The organism is Streptacidiphilus sp. MAP12-20 (genome assembly GCF_041262525.1).
In the GTDB taxonomy this organism is placed as follows: Bacteria; Actinomycetota; Actinomycetes; order Streptomycetales; family Streptomycetaceae; genus Streptacidiphilus.
Genome location: NZ_JBGCCK010000020.1, coordinates 90,949 through 108,724, shown reverse-complemented (window position 1 = coordinate 108,724; position 17,776 = coordinate 90,949). Strand labels below are relative to the sequence as shown.

Sequence of the window (17,776 nt, the reverse complement as noted above, 5' to 3'; positions counted from 1 at the left end):
GCTGCAGCTGTCGAGCTGTCCCAGGCAGAGAGGAACGCCATGCACGCCGCCCCGGTCACCGCCGACGGTTCCTGCATCCGTTGGGTCGAACTCCCCGGTGAACACGAGCCCGCCCGCGTCTATCTGCACGGGCTCGGTGCTGCGGCCGCGCCGTACTTCGCGGCCGTGGCGACGAGTCCTGCGCTGGCCGGGCACCGCTCGCTCCTGGTCGACCTGCTGGGCTTTGGTCTCAGTGACCGTCCCGTCGACTTCGGCTACACGCTGGAGGACCACGCGGACGCCCTGGCCGCCGCGCTCCGCGCCGCCGGGGTCGAGGCCGCTGACGTGGTCGCCCACAGCATGGGCGGCGCCGTCGCCATCGTGCTCGCCACCCGTCACCCCGAGCTGGTCGGCCGCCTGGTCCTGGTCGACGCCAACCTCGACGCGATCGAACCGACTCCTGTGCGGGTCGGAAGCAGCGGGATCGCGAGCTACAGCGAGGAGGAGTTCCTCCGCTCCGGTTGGCGGGAGGTGCGCGAGCGCGTGGGGCCGCACTGGTGGTCGACGATGCGCCTCGCCGGTCGGGAAGCGCTGTACCGGAGTGCGGCGCACCTCGCGCGGGGCAGCGTGCCGGTCATGCGCGAGCAACTGCTCAGCCTCAGCCTGCCCCGGACCTTTCTTCGTCCAGCCGTCGACGGACCGCTGGAGGGAGAGAAGGCGCTGGTCGCGGCGGGGGTCGACGTCGTCGCGGTGCCGGACTGCGGTCACAACATCATGCTGGACAACCCTGAGGTCTTTGCCAGGCTGACGGCGCGCGCCCTCGGCGCACACTGACTCCGCGCCGCCCGGCAGGCTGATGCAACCCGGTGGTCTTCGTGTCGGCCTCTGGTGCGCGGGGCGCGCGCATGGCACGGTGATCTCCGAATGCGTGAACCTCAAGTGTCGGCACAGGAATCAGACGGACCGTCAGTCGCAGGAGGCACCGTGAACCGCCCTCGCACCGTCCTGCTCGCGTTGCTCGCCGTGGTCGCCGCGCCGGGCCTTTCGGCCTGTTCGGGCGGGAGCGGCAGCACTGTGCACACCGGAGCCGCGGCGGTGGTCGACGGCCAGCGGATCAGCGTGGCTCAGCTGGAGAACCAGGTCACCGCGTTCCGCGACGTCGCGGCCCCGCACGGGCAGCCGCAGACGGGGACCACCGCGCCCGTCTACGGGCAGGACTCGTCCGGCATTCCGGACCACGTGCTGCAGTTCCTGATCATGGAAAAGGTCGTCCAGAGTGCGTTGGACGCCAAGGGGCTGACCGTTGCGGGGAGCGATGTCACGGCGCGGGAGACCTCCCTCGTCAAACAGTTCGGCAGTCGGACAGCCCTGGAGGCCCAGTTCGTCGCGCAGGCGGGGCTGCCGCCGGGGGATCTGGACGCCTGGTTCCGCATGAGCGCCGGCGAGTCCACGCTGTTGCAGGCGGCGGGCGTCGCCGCCTCCTCGCCGCAGGCCGGGGAGGAACTGAAGAAGATCCTCACGACGGCGGCCACCGCGCAGGGCATCGAGATCAACCCGCGCTACGGAAGCTCCTGGACACCCTTCGACCCGCAGCTTTCGGGGCCCGCGCAACCGTGGATCAAGCAGGGATAGCAGTCGGGCGGGGTAGGTTTCAGTGCGTGGCACAGAATGAGACCGACCCCGCCGACACTCCCGCGCACCTCCCCGCGGACCTCCGCAGCCCCGGACGGCTCGTGCTGCTGGGCAGCACGCACCGGGTCGCGCCCGGCCTGCTCTCCTGGCCCGCCTGGCGGACGCTCCACGAGGCCGACCGCGTGCTCGTCGGGGACGCGGCGCATCCGCAGCTGGGCCCGCTGGCGCAGGCAGGCGTCGCGGTGGAGGTCGTCGACGTCCCCTCCTACGCGCTCGCCCGCTCGCTCGCGGAGGCCGCACGGGAGTCGCTGGTCGTCTGGCTGGTCGGCCCGGACGGCGATCCGGGACTCACCGATTCGCTCGCCCGCTACGCCGTCGAGGGCGCGGAGACCCCCGGCGCGGTCGTGCCCGAGCTGGAGCTTCTGCCCGGCTCATACGACATCCCCGGCGCGCGGCTGCTCGACCTGGTCGCCGTGATGGACCGGCTCCGCTCGCCCGGCGGCTGCCCCTGGGACGCCGAGCAGACCCATGCCTCGCTGGTGAAGTACCTGGTCGAGGAGGCATACGAGCTGGTGGAGGCGATCGAGGAGGAGGACCGCGGCATGCTCCGCGAGGAGCTGGGCGATGTCCTGTTCCAGGTCTTCTTCCACTCCCGCATCGCCCAGGAGCACCCGACCGAGCCCTTCTCGATCGACGACGTGGTCGGCGATCTGGTGGACAAGCTGATGTACCGTCACCCGCACGTCTTCGGTGACGTCGACGCGGCGACCCCGGAGCAGGTCGAGGTCAACTGGGACGAGCTCAAGGCGGCCGAGAAGCAGCGTGACTCCGCCGTGGACGGCGTCCCGCTTGGCCAGCCGGCGCTCGCGCTGGCCGCGAAGCTGTACTCACGCGCGGCGAAGGCGGGCGTGGAGGTGGCCCTTCCCTCCGGAGAGGACATCGGCGCTCGGCTGCTCCGCCTGGCCGTCGCGGCCCAGGCGTCCGGGACGGACCCGGAGGCCGCGCTCCGCGAGGCCGCCCGCGCCTACCGCGACGCGATCCGACGTGCTGAATCGGCGGAGTCCGCCTGATGGAATTTCAGCGCACGCACGCCTGGCCGACGACGGAGGCCGAGGCCTTGGCGGTCCAGGAACAGCTGCGCCCCCTCGTCCGCGCCGTGCCGCTGCCCCGCACGCCACGGCTGATCGCCGGGCTCGACGTCGCCTACGCCGGCGCGCACGGCAGCGCGGACGACGCGGTGGCGGCTGCCGTTGTGGTGCTGGACGCGGCGACGCTGGAGCCGGTGGAACAGGCGACGTCGGTCGGGACGGCTGGGTTTCCCTATGTCCCGGGCTTGTTCGCCTTCCGTGAGCTGCCGGTGCTGCTGCGGGCGCTGGAACAGCTGATGATCGCCCCGGACGTCCTGCTCTGCGACGGCCAGGGCCTGGCCCACCCCCGCCGCTTCGGCCTGGCCTGCCACCTCGGCGTGCTGACGGGTGTTCCGACGCTCGGCGTCGCCAAGACGCCGCTGCTGGGGGAGTGGGACGAGCCCGGCTCCGAGCGCGGCGCGACCTCGGACGTCCGGGACGGGGACGAGATCGTCGCCCGGGTACTGCGCACGCAGACGGGGGTTCGCCCGGTCACGGTCTCGGTGGGCCACCTGATCGATCTGGACGACGCGACCGAGGTGGTACTGAACGCCGCGTCGCGCTACCGCCTGCCGGAGACCACGCGTCTGGCCGACCGCCTCTGCCGTTCGGTGCTGGGCGCGGTGTAAGTCGCTGCCAGGATCCGGAGAGGACGCCCGCTGATGGGCGACTGGTGCCCGCCGACACGCCTCCCCCTCTTGTCCGCAGGTCGCAGACGTGGTGGCATCGCCCCATGACCGCCACCCCCACCGCCCCCTCACGCTGGGGCCTCACCTTCCCCCTCGACGGCATCCCGCTGGCCGGCCAGCGCGCGCTCGTGGAGTCGCTTCCCGATCTCGGCTTCACCGATCTCTGGTCGATGGAGACCGCCGGAGCCGACGCGTTCACGCCGCTCGCTCTCGCCTCGGTCTGGGCGCCGCAGCTGCAACTGGGCACCGCGATCGTGCCCGTGCACACGCGCGGTCCCGCGCTGCTGGCCATGCAGGCCGCCGCGCTCGCTGAGGCCGCGCCGGGGCGGTTCACGCTCGGGATCGGTGCCTCGTCGCCCGTCATCGTGCAGGACTGGAACGCCATCCCCTTCGAGCAGCCGTTCCAGCGCAGCCGCGACGTCCTGCGCTTCCTGAAAGCCGCGTTCACGGGTGAGGCGGTGACGGAAGAGTTCACGACCTTCTCGGTCCGGCGCTTCCGGCTGGACCGCGTCCCCGCGCACACCCCGCCGGTGCTGCTGGCCGCGCTGCGCCCGGGGATGCTGCGGCTCGCCGCCCGCGAGGCGGACGGCACCATCCTCAACTGGCTCTCCGCGCAGGACGTGCGCACCGCGCGGGCGGAGTTCGACGCCGCGGCGGGGCCGGACCACGGCAAGCAGGTGGTCGCCCGGATCTTCGTCTGCCCGACAGAGGACGCGGACTACGCCCGCGCGTTGGGACGGCGGCTCATCGCGGCGTACCTGACGGTTCCCGCCTACGCCGAGTTCCACCGCTGGCTGGGCCGGGAGGAGCAGCTGAAGCCGCTGTGGGAGAACTGGGCGGCCGGTGACCGGAAGGCGGCGGCCGCGTCGGTGCCGGACGAAGTGGTGGACGCGCTGATCGTGCACGGCGCGCCCGAGAGCTGCCGTGAGCAGCTGGGCGCCTACGTCGAGAACGGCGTGACCGTGCCGGTCCCGGCGCTGCTGCCCACGCCGGGCCAGGGCGCGGAGGCCCTGGCCGCGGCGATCAAGTCCGTCAGCCCTTCGTGAGCACGGCAGTGGCCTCGGCCGGGATCTCGGACCTGTCGTCCTCGGCGATCTGCTCCTTGGGTCGGAGGACCAGCAGGTAGATCACGCCGAGGGCGGCCACGATGCCCACCGAGATCGGCACCAGCCAGCGGTCGAAGAAGCCGGTGCCGTTCGGCGGTGTCTTGATCGACAGCACCACGATCGCGGTCACGCCATAGGCGAGTCCGGCGATGTTCACAGCCCAGCCCCAGCGGCCGAGTGTGAACACGCCGGCCGGCTTCCAGCCGCGTGAACGGCCGATGATCGAGGCCAGTACCACCGACTGGAAACCGACGTAGATGCCGACGACGGAGAAGGTGATGATGCGGGTGATCGTCGCCGACGGCAGAAAGGCGAAGGCGGCGGGGATCACCGCGGTGACGGCGGTGGCGGCCGGGGGCATGTGGAAGGTCGGGTGCAGCTTGGAGAGCCACCGCGAACCGACGATCATGCCGTCGCGGGCGAAGGAGTAGACGAGCCGGGTGGCCGCGGCCTGGATGGCCAGCGTGCAGGAGACGAAGCCGATCACGATCATCGCCAGCGCGAACTTGCTGCCGACGGTGCCCAGCGAGGCCGAGAGCACGTCGCCCAGCGGGTCCGCGGACTTGCCGCTGATCACCGCGCCGAAGTCCGGCACGGCCAGGACCAGGCCCAACGTCAGGACGACCGTCGCGACCGCGCCGACGCCCAGCGTCATGCCCATCGCGCGCGGGACCTTGCGGGAGGGGTCCTTGACCTCCTCGGCGATGTCGCCGCAGGCCTCGAAGCCGTAGAAGATCCACACCGCGAAGAGGCAGGAGGCGAGGAAAGCGCCCAGGTAGCCGCCGCTGCCGCCCGCGCCGAAGGTGTGCACGACGACGCTGACCGGCTGCTTGTGGTGGAAGAAGAGCAGGTAGCCGCCGAGCACCAGAGTGCCCACGACCTCCGCGAAGACCCCGATGTTGGCGACGAAGGCGAGCCGCCGGACACCGAGCAGGTTGACCACGGCGGAGAGCAGGATGACGACCACACAGGTGATCACCGTGCTCCAGTGGTTGACCTGGTAGCCCAAGAGCGGCCCCGCGTAGGTGGCGATCGGGTAGGCGACCGAGGCGATCGTCACCAGCAGCGCCCAGGTGTACATCCAGCCGGAGAGCCAGGCGTACCGCGGGCCGACCAGGCGCTTGGCCCACTGGTAGATGCCGCCGGCCAGCGGGTACTGCGAGGCGACCTCGGCGAAGGTCAGCAGCACCAGGCCCTGTCCGAGCAGTACGACCGGGATGGTCCAGAAGAAGGCAGGACCGCCGGTGGCCAGGCCGTAGTCGAAGACCGAATAGACGCCGACCAGCGGGGAGAGGTACGTGAAGCCGACGGCGAAGTTGGACCAGAGGCCGAGTGCCCGGGTGAGTCTGGGCTTGTAGCCGAGCGCCGCGAGTTGCGCGGCGTCCGCGGCGTCCTGGTCCTGTGACACGACGTCACTCATGGACGGGAACCTTTCGGGGGAGCTGTGGCCGCGCGAAGCGCCCGTGTGTTCGGCAAAACATATGAATCCATAGGTCATATGGCAATGGGTCGATCGCTATGAGTTCGATTCGTGATCGCATGTGATGGGATGACCCCGTGAAGCCGCTGCCGCTGTCGAGTGCCGCCCGCCGTGCGGTCTTCGCCTCCCTCGCGGCCGAGCCCCGCGTCGACGCGGTGGTCCGGCGCCTCGGCGACGCCATCACGCTCGGCCTGCTCGGTGACGGCGAGCAACTGCCGGGGGAGAGCGAGCTCTCGGCGCAGCTCGGCGTCGCCACCGTGACCTTGCGCGAGGCGCTCGTCGTGCTGCGGCATCAGGGCCTGGTGACGACCCGTCGCGGCCGTGGCGGCGGCACCTTCGTCTGCGCCCCCGCGGACACCCTCGGCGACCGCCTGCGCGCGCGGCTGCTCGCGCACACGACGGAGGAGCTGCGCGACCTCGCCGACCACTGGGCCGCGCTCGCGGGCGGCACGGCCCGCCTCGCGGCCGAGCGCGCGGACGGGCCGGACCTGGAGACCCCGCGTCGCTCGCTGCTCGACTTCGCCGCCGCGGAGGATCCGGCCGCCCGGGGCCGGATCGACGGACGGTTCCACGTGGAGATCGCGGCGGCCGCGCAGTCCGCGCGACTGACGCGCGAGGAGATCCGTTTTCAGACGGAGATCGGCCCGCTACTCTGTCTCGCGTTCAACCAACCCGAGGCCCACCGCGAGGCGGACGCCCAGCACCGCGCGCTTCTGGACGCCCTGGCGTCCGGGGACGGGGAGCAGGCGCGCACCCTCGCCGAGCAGCACGTGCACTTCGCGCTGCACTGCCTCATCGAACGGCGACTGGACGGCCCATGGCAGCAACAGGCGTGAGCAGCGACGCCCGTGCGGACGACATCGCCCCGGTCGCAGGCGTCGCCGACGCGATCGGTGGGCTGCTGGAGACGGTCTTCGCGGTGGTCGAACGGACGCGGCGGTCGGTCACTTCTCTGCTGGATGCCGTCCCCGAGCCGACGACCTCGCAGCTGGCGCGCCTTCAGCCGGGGCTGCGCAGCGAGTTGGGCGGGCTGGTCGTGGGTGTCGGCTTCGTGGCCGCACCGGGCCTGCTGACGGATGTGCCGGCCTGGCTGGAGTGGTGGCAGCTGCGGGCCGACGCGCGGGTGCAGCCACTGCTGCTGGACCTCGACCCGGCGACCTCGGCGTACAGCGACTACACCCACTGGGACTGGTACGCGCTGCCTCGCGACACCGGGCAACGGGCGATCTCCGGGCCGTACGTCGACTACCTGTGTACGGACGAGTACAGCCTGACGCTTGCCGCGCCGGTTCACGGCCCTGACGGATCGTTCGCGGGCGTCGCGGCGGCGGATGTCTACCTCCGCCACTTCGAGGCCGTGGCCGTACCCGCGCTCCGGGCGCTCGCCCATCCGGCCTTCCTGGTCAACCCCCGCGGCCGCGTCGTGGCCTCCACCACCGCCAGCCGCCTCCCCGGCGACCTGGCCCGCGACCTCACGCCGGCCACCACCTACCCCTGCGGCGACATCCCGCTCCGCATGGTGATGATCCAGCCGGGGCGCTAGATTCCTGGCGTGAGTGAAGACAGCAGGCCGAAGATCCGGCGCGCGGAGGCGGCGGACGCCGCGGAGATCGCGAGCATCCACATGAGCTCCAGGGCGGCGACGATGCCCTATCTGCCGCCGCAGAGGCGCAGCCATGAGCAGGTCACCGCATGGGTCGAGAAAGTCCTGCTCACGAGCTCCCGGGTCTGGGTGGCAGCGGAGGACACCGAGCTCCTCGGCTACGCCGCCCTTGCGGCCGACATGCTCGACCATCTCTACCTGCGGCCGCTCGTGCGCCGCCAGGGCATCGGCACGCTGCTCCTCGACGAGGTCAAGCGGCACAGCCCTGACGGCCTGTCCCTGCACGTCTTTCAGCAGAACACCGATGCCCGCGCCTTCTACGAACGGCACGGTTTCACGACTGTCCGCATCGGCGACGGCAGCGACACCATGGAGAAGCTGCCGGACATGACCCTGCGCTGGACACCCGACGTCGCAGGGTGAAGCAGGTCCGGCGGGCCTGCGCTACGCGCCGAGCTTCGGCAGCTGGGTGACAGCCTTGCGCATGCCGGCCAGCCAGGCCTCGCGGTCCGCGACGCGGCCCTGTTCGTAGGCCGCGACCTCCTCGTGCGGGAGGATCAGGAACTGTTCCGCCGCCAGCCCGCGGACGACGGAGTCCGCGACGTCCTCAGGTTCCAGCAGCCGGCCGAAGGCCGTCAGGACCGCGCGGACGTCCTCGTTGGCCGTCATCGCGGTCCGTACGCCCTGCGGGCACAGCGCGCTGACGCGGATGCCCTGCTCGCCGTAGGCCACCGAGAGCCACTCCGCGAAGGCGACCGCTGCATGCTTCGTCGCCGTGTACGCCGCGTCGCCCGGCATCTGCAGCAGGCCCGCCGCAGACGCGGTGTTGAGCAGGTAGCCGCGCCCGCGCCGCAGCATTCCTGGCAGGACGGCACGCGCCGCGTAGACGTGGGCCATCACGTTGATGTCCCAGTTGGCCTGCCACCGCTCGTTGGACGCCTCGATCCCCGCACCGCTGCCGATCCCGGCGTTGCTGCAGAACAGGTCCACCGGACCCAGGTGCTTCTCCGCCGTGTCGACCAGCGCGCGGACGTCGCTCTCGCGGCCGACGTCGCTCGCCACGCCGACCGTGTGGCAGCCCGCCCGGTCCAGTTCCAGCGCCAGGTCCTCGACCCTCGACCCGTCCAGGTCGGCCAGCAGCAGACCGCGCGCGCCCTCTGCCGCGAAGCGCCGCGCCAGCGCCGCACCGATTCCTCCGGCCGCGCCCGTGACGACGACGACAGCACCCTTCAGCTCCATGCCCGCACCCCTGTTTCCGCTCGGCAGCCCGGACCCCCGCACGGCCCGATCGCTGCGGGCGATCGTAAGCTCACTACCGGTGGGTACGACAGTGTGTCTCTGCCCACCTTTCCGAACGGTTAACGTCGAGGCGTGCACCCGTCGCTCCCGCCTCAGCTCTTCACCTTCGATTTCGCAGCGAATCCTTACCCGGCCTATGCCTGGCTGCGCGAGCACGCACCCGTGCACTGGAAAACGCTGCCCAGCGGGGTGGACGCCTGGTTGGTCACGCGCCACGACGACGCCCGGCAGGCGCTGGCGGACGGTCGGCTGAGCAAGAACCCCGCCCGTCACAGCGCGCAGGCGCACCGTAGCGGGCGCGTCGGCATCCCCGGGGAGCGGAGCGCCGACCTGATGACGCACCTGCTGAACATCGACCCGCCGGACCACACCCGGCTGCGCCGCCTCGTCGCCAAGGCGTTCACACCGCGTCGTGTCGCCGCCTTCGAGCCGCGGGTGCGCGAGATCACCGACCGGCTGATCGACGGCTTCGCGGAGCGCGGCCACGCGGACCTGATCCACGAGTTCGCCTTCCCGCTGCCCATCTACGCGATCTGCGACCTGCTCGGCGTCCCGCCCGAGGATCAGGACGACTTCCGCGACTGGGCCGGAATGATGATCCACCATGGCCAGTCGCCGCGCGGCGGCGTCGGCCGGGCGGTGAAGAAGATGCGCGGCTACCTCGCCGAGCTGATCCACCGCAAGCGCGCCGACCTCGGCGACGACCTGATCTCCGGCCTGATCCGGGCCAGCGACCACGGCGAGCACCTCACCGAGAACGAGGCCGCCGCGATGGCCTTCATCCTCCTTTTCGCCGGCTTCGAGACCACGGTCAACCTGATCGGCAACGGCATGTACGCGCTGCTGACCCATCCCGAGCAGCGCGCCCCGCTCCAAGCCTCGCTCGACCGTGGCGAGACCGAGCTGCTCGCGTCCGCCGTCGAGGAACTGCTGCGCTACGACGGCCCGGTCGAGATCGCGACCTGGCGCTTCGCCACCGAGCCGCTCACCCTCGGCGGGCAGCAGATCAACATCGGCGACCCGGTACTGGTGGTGCTCGCGGCCGCCGACCGCGACCCCGAGCGCTTCGACGCGCCGGACGTACTCGACCTCGCCCGTCGCGACAACCCGCACATCGCCTTCGGCCTGGGCATCCACTACTGCATCGGCGCGCCGCTGGCCCGGATGGAGGCCCAGTACGCCATCGGCGCCCTGCTGCGCAGGCTCCCGGAGATCACGTTGGCCGCCGACCCAGCGGACTTGCGCTGGCGCGGCGGCCTCATCATGCGGGGGTTGCGGCAGTTGCCGGTCGAGTTCTGAGACAGGCCCTATGCCTGCCGGCCGGGGATCGTGATGCGGAGCACCAGGTGCCCGCCGAAGACCATCACCATGCCGATCGCCAGGATCACGCCGACCGGAGAGCGTCGCTCGCGCTCGCGCGGAGCGAGGAGCAGGACCAGCCCGACGAGGATCAGCGACGTCTCGACGCCGGTGTTCTGGAAGAGCAGACTTAACAGCCAGTCGAACAGCTTCTCCCTGAGGTCCAACTGTCCACCTCCTTATGTTGTCAGGATGATTTCCAGGACAGCGGGATGGGTAACCTGTAAATCTGACGACTAGACAGGTTCCGGTTCCCGCAAGGGGCGTAGGCTGCAGACGAGGGGGTTTGCGATGGCCTCGAAAGGTGTACGGGAGCGACTCGCGCAGCGGATCGCCGCAGGCGAGTGGCAGCCGGGCGAGTCGCTCCCCTCAGCGGAGGCGCTGGCCGTCCAGTTGGACGTCTCCCGGGTCACGGTGCACAAGGCGCTCACCGCGCTGGCACGGGACGGCCTTCTCCTGACCCGCCCGGGCAAGCGCGCCGTGCTGACCGGCGTCCGCTCCCGGCCGGCAGACTTCGGCCCGGACGGGGGTGCGGCAGCCGAGCCATGGGCGGAGGGCGCGGTGGACATACTCGACCGCCACCTCGGCGGGGCGCTGCGCACCGGCCGGCTCCACGTCGACGTGCTCTGCGTGACCGCCGAGTCCTTCGTGACGGCGCTCCAGCGTCAGTTGATCGGCCTGCGGGCGCGTCGCGAGCCGGTGTTGACCGAGTTCCGGATCCGTTTGCTCTTTTGCGACTTCACAGCACTGCCGACCTTCCCACGGGTACTCGGCGACCCGGACGACCTGCGTCCGCTCGAACGGCTCCGCCGTGTCGCGCATGACCAGGTGACCTCGCTCCGCACGGCGGCCTACTCGCTGCAGACCTACCAACTGGTCACCGCCGAGCCCGGGATCGAAGTGAGGACCATCCCCTTCCCCCCGATGTCCAAGCTCTACGTGCTCAACGAGGACGAGGTGCTGGAGGGCCGGTACCAGCTGATCGAGAGGTCGGTCGACGTCGGCGGCCACCGGGAGATCCTGGACGACCTGGCCGGACTGAGCAGCCGTCTGTTCGTCCGCCGCCGCCACGCCCTGGCGAACCACGTGGACTCGGCCTACGTCGACGCGGCCGGCGAATTCTTCGAATCCTGGTGGACCAAAGCGAGCCCTTACGCCGTCGGCGTCACTCTGGATCGGGCCCAGGGCGTTTGACGGTCGGTCAGTGTCGCACGGGTCGGGGCGCGGCCGTCGGATAACGCGCAGGTAACGGACGTCACATCAGTAGCTGGACGGTGTCTGCCGCCCTCGAAGAAGGCCAGGTCAGGCCCGATGCAGACGCGCCTCGGGCGGGTGTCGTGCCGCGTGTCGGGGTTTGTGAATCATCTGACGATCTGCCTAGCCTCCAGGCAGTTCGCGTAAGCGGACACCGCCTCGCGGGACGCCGAGTCCTGTCCACCGCGAGGCGGCGACGACGAGTTGACGAACGGACAGGAGCGGGGGACCCAGGAAGTCGCCGTTCACGCGGATGCGCGGACGGCTTGGGGTGAAGACGCGTGAGCGTCCGGGCCAGCCTCTACGGCCCGAACCCGACAGCTCACCTCGCAGGCGTCGCAGAGGGAATCCTTCATGCTCCTTTCCGGTACCGGTCGTCATCGTCGTATCCGTGTCAACAAGGCCAAGGCGCTCGTCGCCACCACCGGCGTCGCCGGCGCGGCCGTCGCCCTGCCGTTCGTCGGAGCGAGCAGCGCGAGCGCCGCGTCCGTCTCCACCTGGGACAAGGTCGCCCAGTGCGAGAGTGGCGGGGACTGGTCGATCAACACCGGCAACGGCTATTACGGCGGGCTGCAGTTCTCCGCCGGCACCTGGCGTGCCTACGGCGGCGGCGCGTACGCCTCGACCGCCGACCAGGCGAGCAAGGGTCAGCAGATCTCGATCGCCGAGAAGGTGCTGGCCGGTCAAGGCCCCGGCGCGTGGCCGGTCTGCGGGGCGCAAGCCGGTCTGAGCGCCGGCGGTGCGCCCGCCTCCGTGGACACTTCCACCAAGTCCGGCTCCTCCGGCACGTCGCACACCCGGCAGGCCGCGCCGAAGCAGAAGGCGCCCAAGCACGCCGCGCCGCAGCACCAGAGCGCTCCGGCGCAGCGCGGTCCGTCCACGACCGGCAACTACACCGTCAAGGCGGGCGACACCCTCTCCGGCATCGCCGCGAGCCACGACGTGGCGGGCGGCTGGCACAAGCTGTACGCGGAGAACCGCTCCACCATTGGGGGTAACCCGAATCTGATCTACGTCGGTGAGAAGCTCGTCGTGAAGTAGTCGCGAAGTTCGAACGGCCATGAGCGAGAAGCCCCTACCCGTCGGTAGGGGCTTCCTGCCGTTTTCGCCAGAAGTCCGTCAGTCAAGACAGGGCAAAGGTCCTGAGTGGTCCGGGCCCCGACACGGGCTACGCTCTGTGCGTAACAACCCGCATCCCCCTGAGGAGACAGTTGTGCCGTCGATCGACGTCGTCGTAGCCCGGGAGATCCTCGACTCACGAGGCAACCCCACCGTCGAGGTCGAGGTCGGCCTTGACGACGGCAGCACCGGCCGCGCTGCCGTGCCGTCCGGCGCCTCCACCGGCGCCTTCGAGGCCCTGGAGCTGCGTGACGGTGACAAGTCCCGTTACGGCGGCAAGGGCGTGGAGAAGGCCGTTCTCGCCGTCATCGAGCAGATCGGCCCGGAGCTCGTCGGCTACGACGCCACCGAGCAGCGGCTGATCGACCAGGCGATGCTCGACCTGGACGCCACCGCCGACAAGTCCTCGCTGGGCGCCAACGCGATCCTCGGCGTCTCGCTCGCTGTCGCGCACGCCGCGTCCGAGGCCAGCGACCTCCCGCTCTTCCGTTACCTGGGCGGCCCCAACGCCCACGTGCTGCCGGTCCCGATGATGAACATCCTCAACGGCGGTTCGCACGCGGACTCCAACGTGGACATCCAGGAGTTCATGATCGCGCCGATCGGCGCGGAGTCCTTCTCCGAGGCGCTGCGCTGGGGCGTCGAGGTCTACCACCAGCTCAAGGGCGTGCTGAAGGCCCGCGGCCTCTCCACCGGTCTGGGCGACGAGGGCGGCTTCGCGCCGAACCTCGACTCCAACCGCGAGGCGCTGGACCTGATCGTCGAGGCGATCAAGGGCGCCGGCTACACCCCCGGCCGCGACATCGCGCTCGCCCTGGACGTCGCCGCCTCCGAGTTCTTCAAGGACGGCGCCTACCAGTTCGAGGGCAAGTCCCGCACCGCCGCCGAGATGAGCGCCTACTACGGCGAGCTCGTCGCCGCGTACCCGCTGGTCTCCATCGAGGACCCGCTGTTCGAGGACGACTGGGACGGCTGGAAGACCATCACCGCCGAGCTCGGCGACAAGGTCCAGCTCGTCGGTGACGACCTGTTCGTCACCAACCCGGAGCGTCTGGCCCGCGGCATCAAGGAGGGCGCCGCCAACGCCCTGCTGGTGAAGGTCAACCAGATCGGTTCGCTGACCGAGACGCTGGACGCCGTCGAGATGGCGCAGCGCAACGGCTTCCGCTGCATGATGTCGCACCGCTCCGGTGAGACCGAGGACGTCACCATCGCCGACCTGGCCGTCGCCACCAACTGCGGCCAGATCAAGACCGGCGCCCCGGCTCGCTCCGAGCGCGTCGCCAAGTACAACCAGCTGCTGCGCATCGAGGAGATCCTCGACGACGCCGCCGAGTACGCCGGCCGCGGCGCCTTCCCGCGCTTCAACGGCTGACCTGCCCCCCGGGCAGTTCCGTCGCCCCGCCGCCCTCACCCTCTAGGGTGGGGGCGGCGGGGCGTCTCTGCTCCGTGCGGGCTGGGAGGGAGCAGGAGTGGCGAAGCAGGCACCGGCAGCGGGACCGGCGCAGGCACGGCGGCGGCCGAAGCTGACCGGCCGGGCGGCGGTGCTGGCCCTCGTGGTCTGCGCGCTGGTCGCGGCGCTCGCCTATCCGATGCGGCAGTTCATCGCCCAGCGCACGCAGATCGACGAGCAGCGCGCCGCCCAGCAGCAGGCCCAGCAGCAGGTCGAGGAGCTGCGCCGGGAAAAGGCCCGCTGGCAGGACCCGGCCTACGTCGAGGCCCAGGCCCGTGCACGCCTTCACTACGCGTTTCCCGGTGACACGCCGTTCACAGCCGTGAACCCTTCGCCCAACTCCTCGGCCGCCCCGACGGCGCAGCAGCAGGCGGCTTCCCAGCCGTGGTACCAGAGCCTGCTCGGCTCGCTCGACGCGGCCGACAAGCGGACCCCCTGAGCAGCGGACCCCCTGAGAAGCGGGCCCACGACAAACCAATGAAGAATAGGGACATGTCGCACGACCCCCAGAGTTCTGATTCCGGCGTCTCCGAGGCCGACCGCGCCGCCGTCGAGGCCCAGCTCGGCCGCGTCCCGCGCGGCCTGCGCGCCGTGGCCCACCGCTGCCCCTGCGGGCTGCCCGACGTGGTCGAGACGGCCCCCCGCCTGGAGGACGGCACGCCGTTCCCGACCCTCTACTACCTGACCTGCCCGCGTGCCGCCTCGCTGATCGGCACGCTGGAGGCGGACGGGATGATGAAGGAGCAGACGGCCAGGCTCGCCGAGGAGCCGGAACTGGCCGAGGGCTACCGCAAGGCGCACGAGGACTACATCGCCCGCCGCGACGCGATCGAGGTGCTGGAGGGCTTTCCGAGCGCCGGCGGCATGCCCGACCGGGTGAAGTGCCTGCACGTGCTGGTCGGCCACTCACTCGCGGCCGGCCCGGGCGTGAACCCGCTCGGCGACGAGGCGCTGGCCGTGCTGCCCGAGTGGTGGCGCAAGGGCCCGTGCGTCTGCGCGGACGGCAGCCTGGACGAGCCCGGGGAGTCGCAGTGAGCCTGACCCGCGTCGCGGCGGTCGACTGCGGCACCAACTCGATCCGTCTGCTCGTAGCCGACCTGGACCCGGCCACGGGCGAGCTGCACGAACTGGACCGGCGGATGACCATCGTCCGCCTCGGCCAGGGCGTCGACCGCACCGGTCGACTGGCGCCTGAGGCGCTGGAGCGGACCTTCGCCGCATGTCGCGACTATGCGACCGTGATCAAGGAGCTGGGTGCGACCCGGCTCCGCTTCGTCGCCACCAGCGCCTCGCGCGACGCCGAGAACCGGGACGAGTTCACGGCCGGCGTCCGCGAGATCCTGGGCGTCGACCCCGAGGTGATCAGTGGTGACGAGGAGGCTCAGCTCTCCTTCACCGGCGCCACCAAGGAGCTGAACGGCGCTCACGGTCCGTACCTGGTCTTCGACCTGGGCGGCGGCTCGACCGAGTTCGTGCTCGGCTCGGACCATGTCGAGGCGGCCCGCTCGGTCGACATCGGCTGCGTCCGGATGACGGAGCGCCATGGCGAGGACTACCTCTCCATGCGCGCCGACATCAAGAAGGCTCTGGACCAGGCGGCGGAGGTGGTCCCCCTCGACACTGGCGCGACCCTGGTCGGCCTGGCCGGCACGGTCACCACCGTGGCGGCGATCGCGCTCGGGCTGCCCGCCTACGACAGCGAGGCGATCCACCGCTCGCGCATCCCGGTCGCGGACGTCAGGGCCGTCACCCAGCGGTTGTTGGGCTCCACGCACGAGGAGCGCGCCGCCATCCCGGTGATGCACCCCGGTCGAGTCGACGTCATCGTCGCCGGAGCCCTGGTGCTGCTCGCGATCATGGAGCGGACCCGCGCCGCTGAGCTGGTCGTCAGTGAGCATGACATCCTCGACGGCATCGCCTGGAGCACCGTTCTCTGACGTCTCCGACGGGAAGCGCCTTCGACGTGGCGCCGAAGAAACTTCGTGAATTTCTTCACATGGAGTTCCCGCCGTTGGGGTGGGCGGTGGGGCGCTTCGTCCGAATTTGGGGGACCGAAGGCGTTCCGACGGCCGGGCCCGCGCGATCCCAGGCGGCGCCCGGCAATCGCACGCACAATCGCAATGAGGCCGTCGAGCTGCGCATTCTCACGGAGGCGCACCAGGGGTGGTGAAGGGACCCCGTTCCTGAGACACGCGGGCCGCGTAGTGTAGCAGGTGCTGTCCAGCCCCCTGTGGCCAGGCCGACAAAAGCCAGGCAGACGGGGGGTGGATACTTTCGGATATGAGCACCACGGAGCGTCCTCGCATCCTGATTGTCGGCGGTGGCTACGTCGGCCTGTATGCCGCGATGCGCATCCAGAAGAAGATGCGCTACGGAGAGGCGACCGTCACGGTCGTCGACCCGCGGTCGTACATGACGTACCTGCCCTTCCTCCCCGAGGCGGCCGGCGGCAACGTCGCGCCTCGCAACCTCGTCGCCCCGCTGCGCCGCGTCCTGAAGGACGCGGAGGTGCTGACGGGTCACGTCACCTCGGTCGACCAGGACCGCAAGGTGGCCACCGTGCACCCGGCGGCAGGCGACCCCTACGAGATCCCCTTCGACTACCTCGTCGTCGCGATGGGCTCGGTGTCCCGCACCTTCCCGATCCCGGGTCTGGCGGAGCACGGCATCGGCATGAAGTCGGTCGAGGAGGCCATCAGCCTCCGGAACCACGTCGTCGCCCAGCTCGACATGGCGGAGTCCACGACCGACGAGGCGGTGCGCAAGCAGGCGCTGACCTTCGTCGTCATCGGTGGCGGCTTCGCCGGCATCGAGACGATCGCCGAGATCGAGGACATGGCCCGCGACTCGGCGAAGATCTACCACAACGTGAAGCGAGAGGACATGCGCTTCATCGTGGTCGAGGCGGCCAACCGCATCCTCCCCGAGATGGGCCCGGACCTCGGTCTGTGGACCAAGGAGAAGCTCGAAGAGCGCGGCATCGAGATCTACATCGAGACCTCGATGGAGTCCTGCGTCGACAAGCACGTCGTGCTGAAGAACGGCATCGAGGTCGACGCCTCCACCATCGTGTGGACGGCGGGCGTCAAGCCGAACCCGGCGCTGGCCAACTTCGGCCTCCCGCTCGGCCCGCGCGGCCACGTCGACACCGCCCCGACCCTCCAGGTCCAGGGCTATGACAACGTCTGGTCGGCCGGCGACAACGCCCAGGTGCCGGACCTCGCCGTGGGCGAGGGCGCCTGGTGCCCGCCGAACGCGCAGCACGCCGTGCGTCAGGCCATCGTCCTCGGTGACAACGTGGTGGCCGGCATGCGGGGCTTCCCGCAGAAGGAGTACAAGCACAAGAACCTGGGTGCGGTCGCCGGTCTCGGCCTGCACAAGGGCGTGGCGATCCTCTTCGGCAAGTACAAGCTGAAGGGCCGTCCGGCCTGGTGGTTCCACCGCCTGTACCACGGCAGCCGCGTGCCGACCATGAACCGCAAGATCCGCGTCTTCGCCGACTGGACCCTCGCGATGTTCCTGAAGCGCGAGACGGTCTCCCTGGTGGAGATGGAGAAGCCGCGCGAGGTGTTCGTCGAGGCGGCTGGTCCCGCCAAGGCGATCCCCGCCGCTCCGGCGGCCCCGGCCGCCAAGGAGAAGGTCTCGGCCTGACCGGCTGAAAGGCGGTCGGCCCCGA

19 protein-coding genes and 1 riboswitch are annotated in these 17,776 nt (G+C 70.7%); of the genes, 16 read left to right on the top strand and 3 right to left on the bottom strand.

Going from position 1 to position 17,776, the window contains the following annotated elements; genetic code table 11:
* The first annotated feature begins 39 nt into the window (after nucleotides 1-39).
* From ABIA32_RS25220 to ABIA32_RS25200, 5 genes are all read left to right on the top strand, one after another.
* Nucleotides 40-813, top strand: a complete 774-nt coding sequence (locus ABIA32_RS25220) for an alpha/beta fold hydrolase (protein WP_370099752.1) — start codon at nucleotides 40-42, stop codon at nucleotides 811-813.
* Between the two features lie 150 nt (nucleotides 814-963).
* Nucleotides 964-1,611 carry a SurA N-terminal domain-containing protein gene (locus ABIA32_RS25215; RefSeq protein ID WP_370099749.1) on the top strand — a complete coding sequence of 216 codons (648 nt, stop codon included), beginning with the start codon at nucleotides 964-966 and terminating at the stop codon, nucleotides 1,609-1,611.
* A 26-nt stretch (nucleotides 1,612-1,637) separates the two neighbouring features.
* Nucleotides 1,638-2,681 carry a MazG family protein gene (locus ABIA32_RS25210; protein ID WP_370099746.1) on the top strand — a complete coding sequence of 348 codons (1,044 nt, stop codon included), beginning with the start codon at nucleotides 1,638-1,640 and terminating at the stop codon, nucleotides 2,679-2,681.
* Nucleotides 2,681-3,367, top strand: a complete 687-nt coding sequence (locus tag ABIA32_RS25205) for an endonuclease V (protein WP_370099743.1) — start codon at nucleotides 2,681-2,683, stop codon at nucleotides 3,365-3,367. Before ABIA32_RS25210 ends, ABIA32_RS25205 begins: the two co-directional genes overlap by 1 nt.
* Before the next feature lie 104 nt (nucleotides 3,368-3,471).
* Nucleotides 3,472-4,473, top strand: coding sequence for an LLM class F420-dependent oxidoreductase (locus ABIA32_RS25200; protein WP_370099741.1), 1,002 nt, complete (start codon nucleotides 3,472-3,474; stop codon nucleotides 4,471-4,473).
* Here the strand turns inward: ABIA32_RS25200 and ABIA32_RS25195 are convergent.
* Complete coding sequence (locus ABIA32_RS25195; RefSeq protein WP_370099738.1) at nucleotides 4,460-5,953, bottom strand: amino acid permease; 1,494 nt, start codon at nucleotides 5,951-5,953, stop codon at nucleotides 4,460-4,462. The genes ABIA32_RS25200 and ABIA32_RS25195 overlap by 14 nt on opposite strands.
* Nucleotides 5,954-6,090: 137 nt before the next feature.
* Between ABIA32_RS25195 and ABIA32_RS25190 the strand changes: the two genes are divergently transcribed.
* The 3 genes from ABIA32_RS25190 to ABIA32_RS25180 are packed head-to-tail and all read left to right on the top strand — an operon-like array spanning nucleotide 6,091 to nucleotide 8,039.
* Nucleotides 6,091-6,849: a FadR/GntR family transcriptional regulator gene (locus ABIA32_RS25190; protein ID WP_370099736.1), complete on the top strand. Its 759-nt coding sequence runs from the start codon at nucleotides 6,091-6,093 to the stop codon at nucleotides 6,847-6,849.
* The gene (locus ABIA32_RS25185) at nucleotides 6,831-7,556 is read left to right on the top strand and encodes a cache domain-containing protein (RefSeq protein ID WP_370099733.1); all 726 of its coding nucleotides are present in this window, start codon (nucleotides 6,831-6,833) and stop codon (nucleotides 7,554-7,556) included. The genes ABIA32_RS25190 and ABIA32_RS25185 overlap by 19 nt, the downstream gene beginning before the upstream one ends.
* Nucleotides 7,557-7,565: 9 nt before the next feature.
* Nucleotides 7,566-8,039, top strand: coding sequence for an N-acetyltransferase family protein (locus ABIA32_RS25180; RefSeq protein ID WP_370099730.1), 474 nt, complete (start codon nucleotides 7,566-7,568; stop codon nucleotides 8,037-8,039).
* 21 nt (nucleotides 8,040-8,060) lie between these two features.
* Here ABIA32_RS25180 and ABIA32_RS25175 read toward each other — a convergent pair whose 3' ends face one another.
* A complete protein-coding gene (locus ABIA32_RS25175) occupies nucleotides 8,061-8,855 on the bottom strand; it encodes an SDR family oxidoreductase (RefSeq protein ID WP_370099727.1) in 795 nt (264 codons plus the stop codon).
* Nucleotides 8,856-8,987: 132 nt separating this feature from the next.
* Between ABIA32_RS25175 and ABIA32_RS25170 the strand changes: the two genes are divergently transcribed.
* Nucleotides 8,988-10,214, top strand: a complete 1,227-nt coding sequence (locus ABIA32_RS25170) for a cytochrome P450 (protein ID WP_370099725.1) — start codon at nucleotides 8,988-8,990, stop codon at nucleotides 10,212-10,214.
* An 8-nt stretch (nucleotides 10,215-10,222) separates the two neighbouring features.
* Here the strand turns inward: ABIA32_RS25170 and ABIA32_RS25165 are convergent, their stop codons facing one another.
* Nucleotides 10,223-10,441, bottom strand: coding sequence for a hypothetical protein (locus tag ABIA32_RS25165; protein ID WP_370099723.1), 219 nt, complete (start codon nucleotides 10,439-10,441; stop codon nucleotides 10,223-10,225).
* Between the two features lie 124 nt (nucleotides 10,442-10,565).
* On the opposite strand from ABIA32_RS25165, the gene ABIA32_RS25160 reads away from it, so the two are divergent.
* From ABIA32_RS25160 to ABIA32_RS25130, 7 genes are all read left to right on the top strand, one after another.
* Nucleotides 10,566-11,468, top strand: a complete 903-nt coding sequence (locus ABIA32_RS25160) for a winged helix-turn-helix domain-containing protein (protein ID WP_370099720.1) — start codon at nucleotides 10,566-10,568, stop codon at nucleotides 11,466-11,468.
* Between the two features lie 255 nt (nucleotides 11,469-11,723).
* Nucleotides 11,724-11,879: riboswitch (cyclic di-AMP (ydaO/yuaA leader) on the top strand.
* 3 nt (nucleotides 11,880-11,882) lie between these two features.
* Nucleotides 11,883-12,569 carry a transglycosylase family protein gene (locus ABIA32_RS25155; protein WP_370099717.1) on the top strand — a complete coding sequence of 229 codons (687 nt, stop codon included), beginning with the start codon at nucleotides 11,883-11,885 and terminating at the stop codon, nucleotides 12,567-12,569.
* 172 nt (nucleotides 12,570-12,741) lie between these two features.
* A complete protein-coding gene (gene eno / locus ABIA32_RS25150; protein ID WP_370099714.1) occupies nucleotides 12,742-14,022 on the top strand; it encodes a phosphopyruvate hydratase in 1,281 nt (426 codons plus the stop codon).
* 97 nt (nucleotides 14,023-14,119) lie between these two features.
* Nucleotides 14,120-14,539, top strand: coding sequence for a septum formation initiator family protein (locus tag ABIA32_RS25145; protein ID WP_370099711.1), 420 nt, complete (start codon nucleotides 14,120-14,122; stop codon nucleotides 14,537-14,539).
* Nucleotides 14,540-14,592: 53 nt separating this feature from the next.
* Nucleotides 14,593-15,135: a DUF501 domain-containing protein gene (locus ABIA32_RS25140; protein WP_370099709.1), complete on the top strand. Its 543-nt coding sequence runs from the start codon at nucleotides 14,593-14,595 to the stop codon at nucleotides 15,133-15,135.
* Between the two features lie 2 nt (nucleotides 15,136-15,137).
* Nucleotides 15,138-16,037: an exopolyphosphatase gene (locus ABIA32_RS25135; RefSeq protein WP_370099840.1), complete on the top strand. Its 900-nt coding sequence runs from the start codon at nucleotides 15,138-15,140 to the stop codon at nucleotides 16,035-16,037.
* Between the two features lie 343 nt (nucleotides 16,038-16,380).
* Entirely contained in the window at nucleotides 16,381-17,751 is a 1,371-nt protein-coding gene (locus ABIA32_RS25130; protein ID WP_370099706.1) for an NAD(P)/FAD-dependent oxidoreductase, read from the top strand.
* The last annotated feature ends 25 nt before the right edge of the window (nucleotides 17,752-17,776 follow it).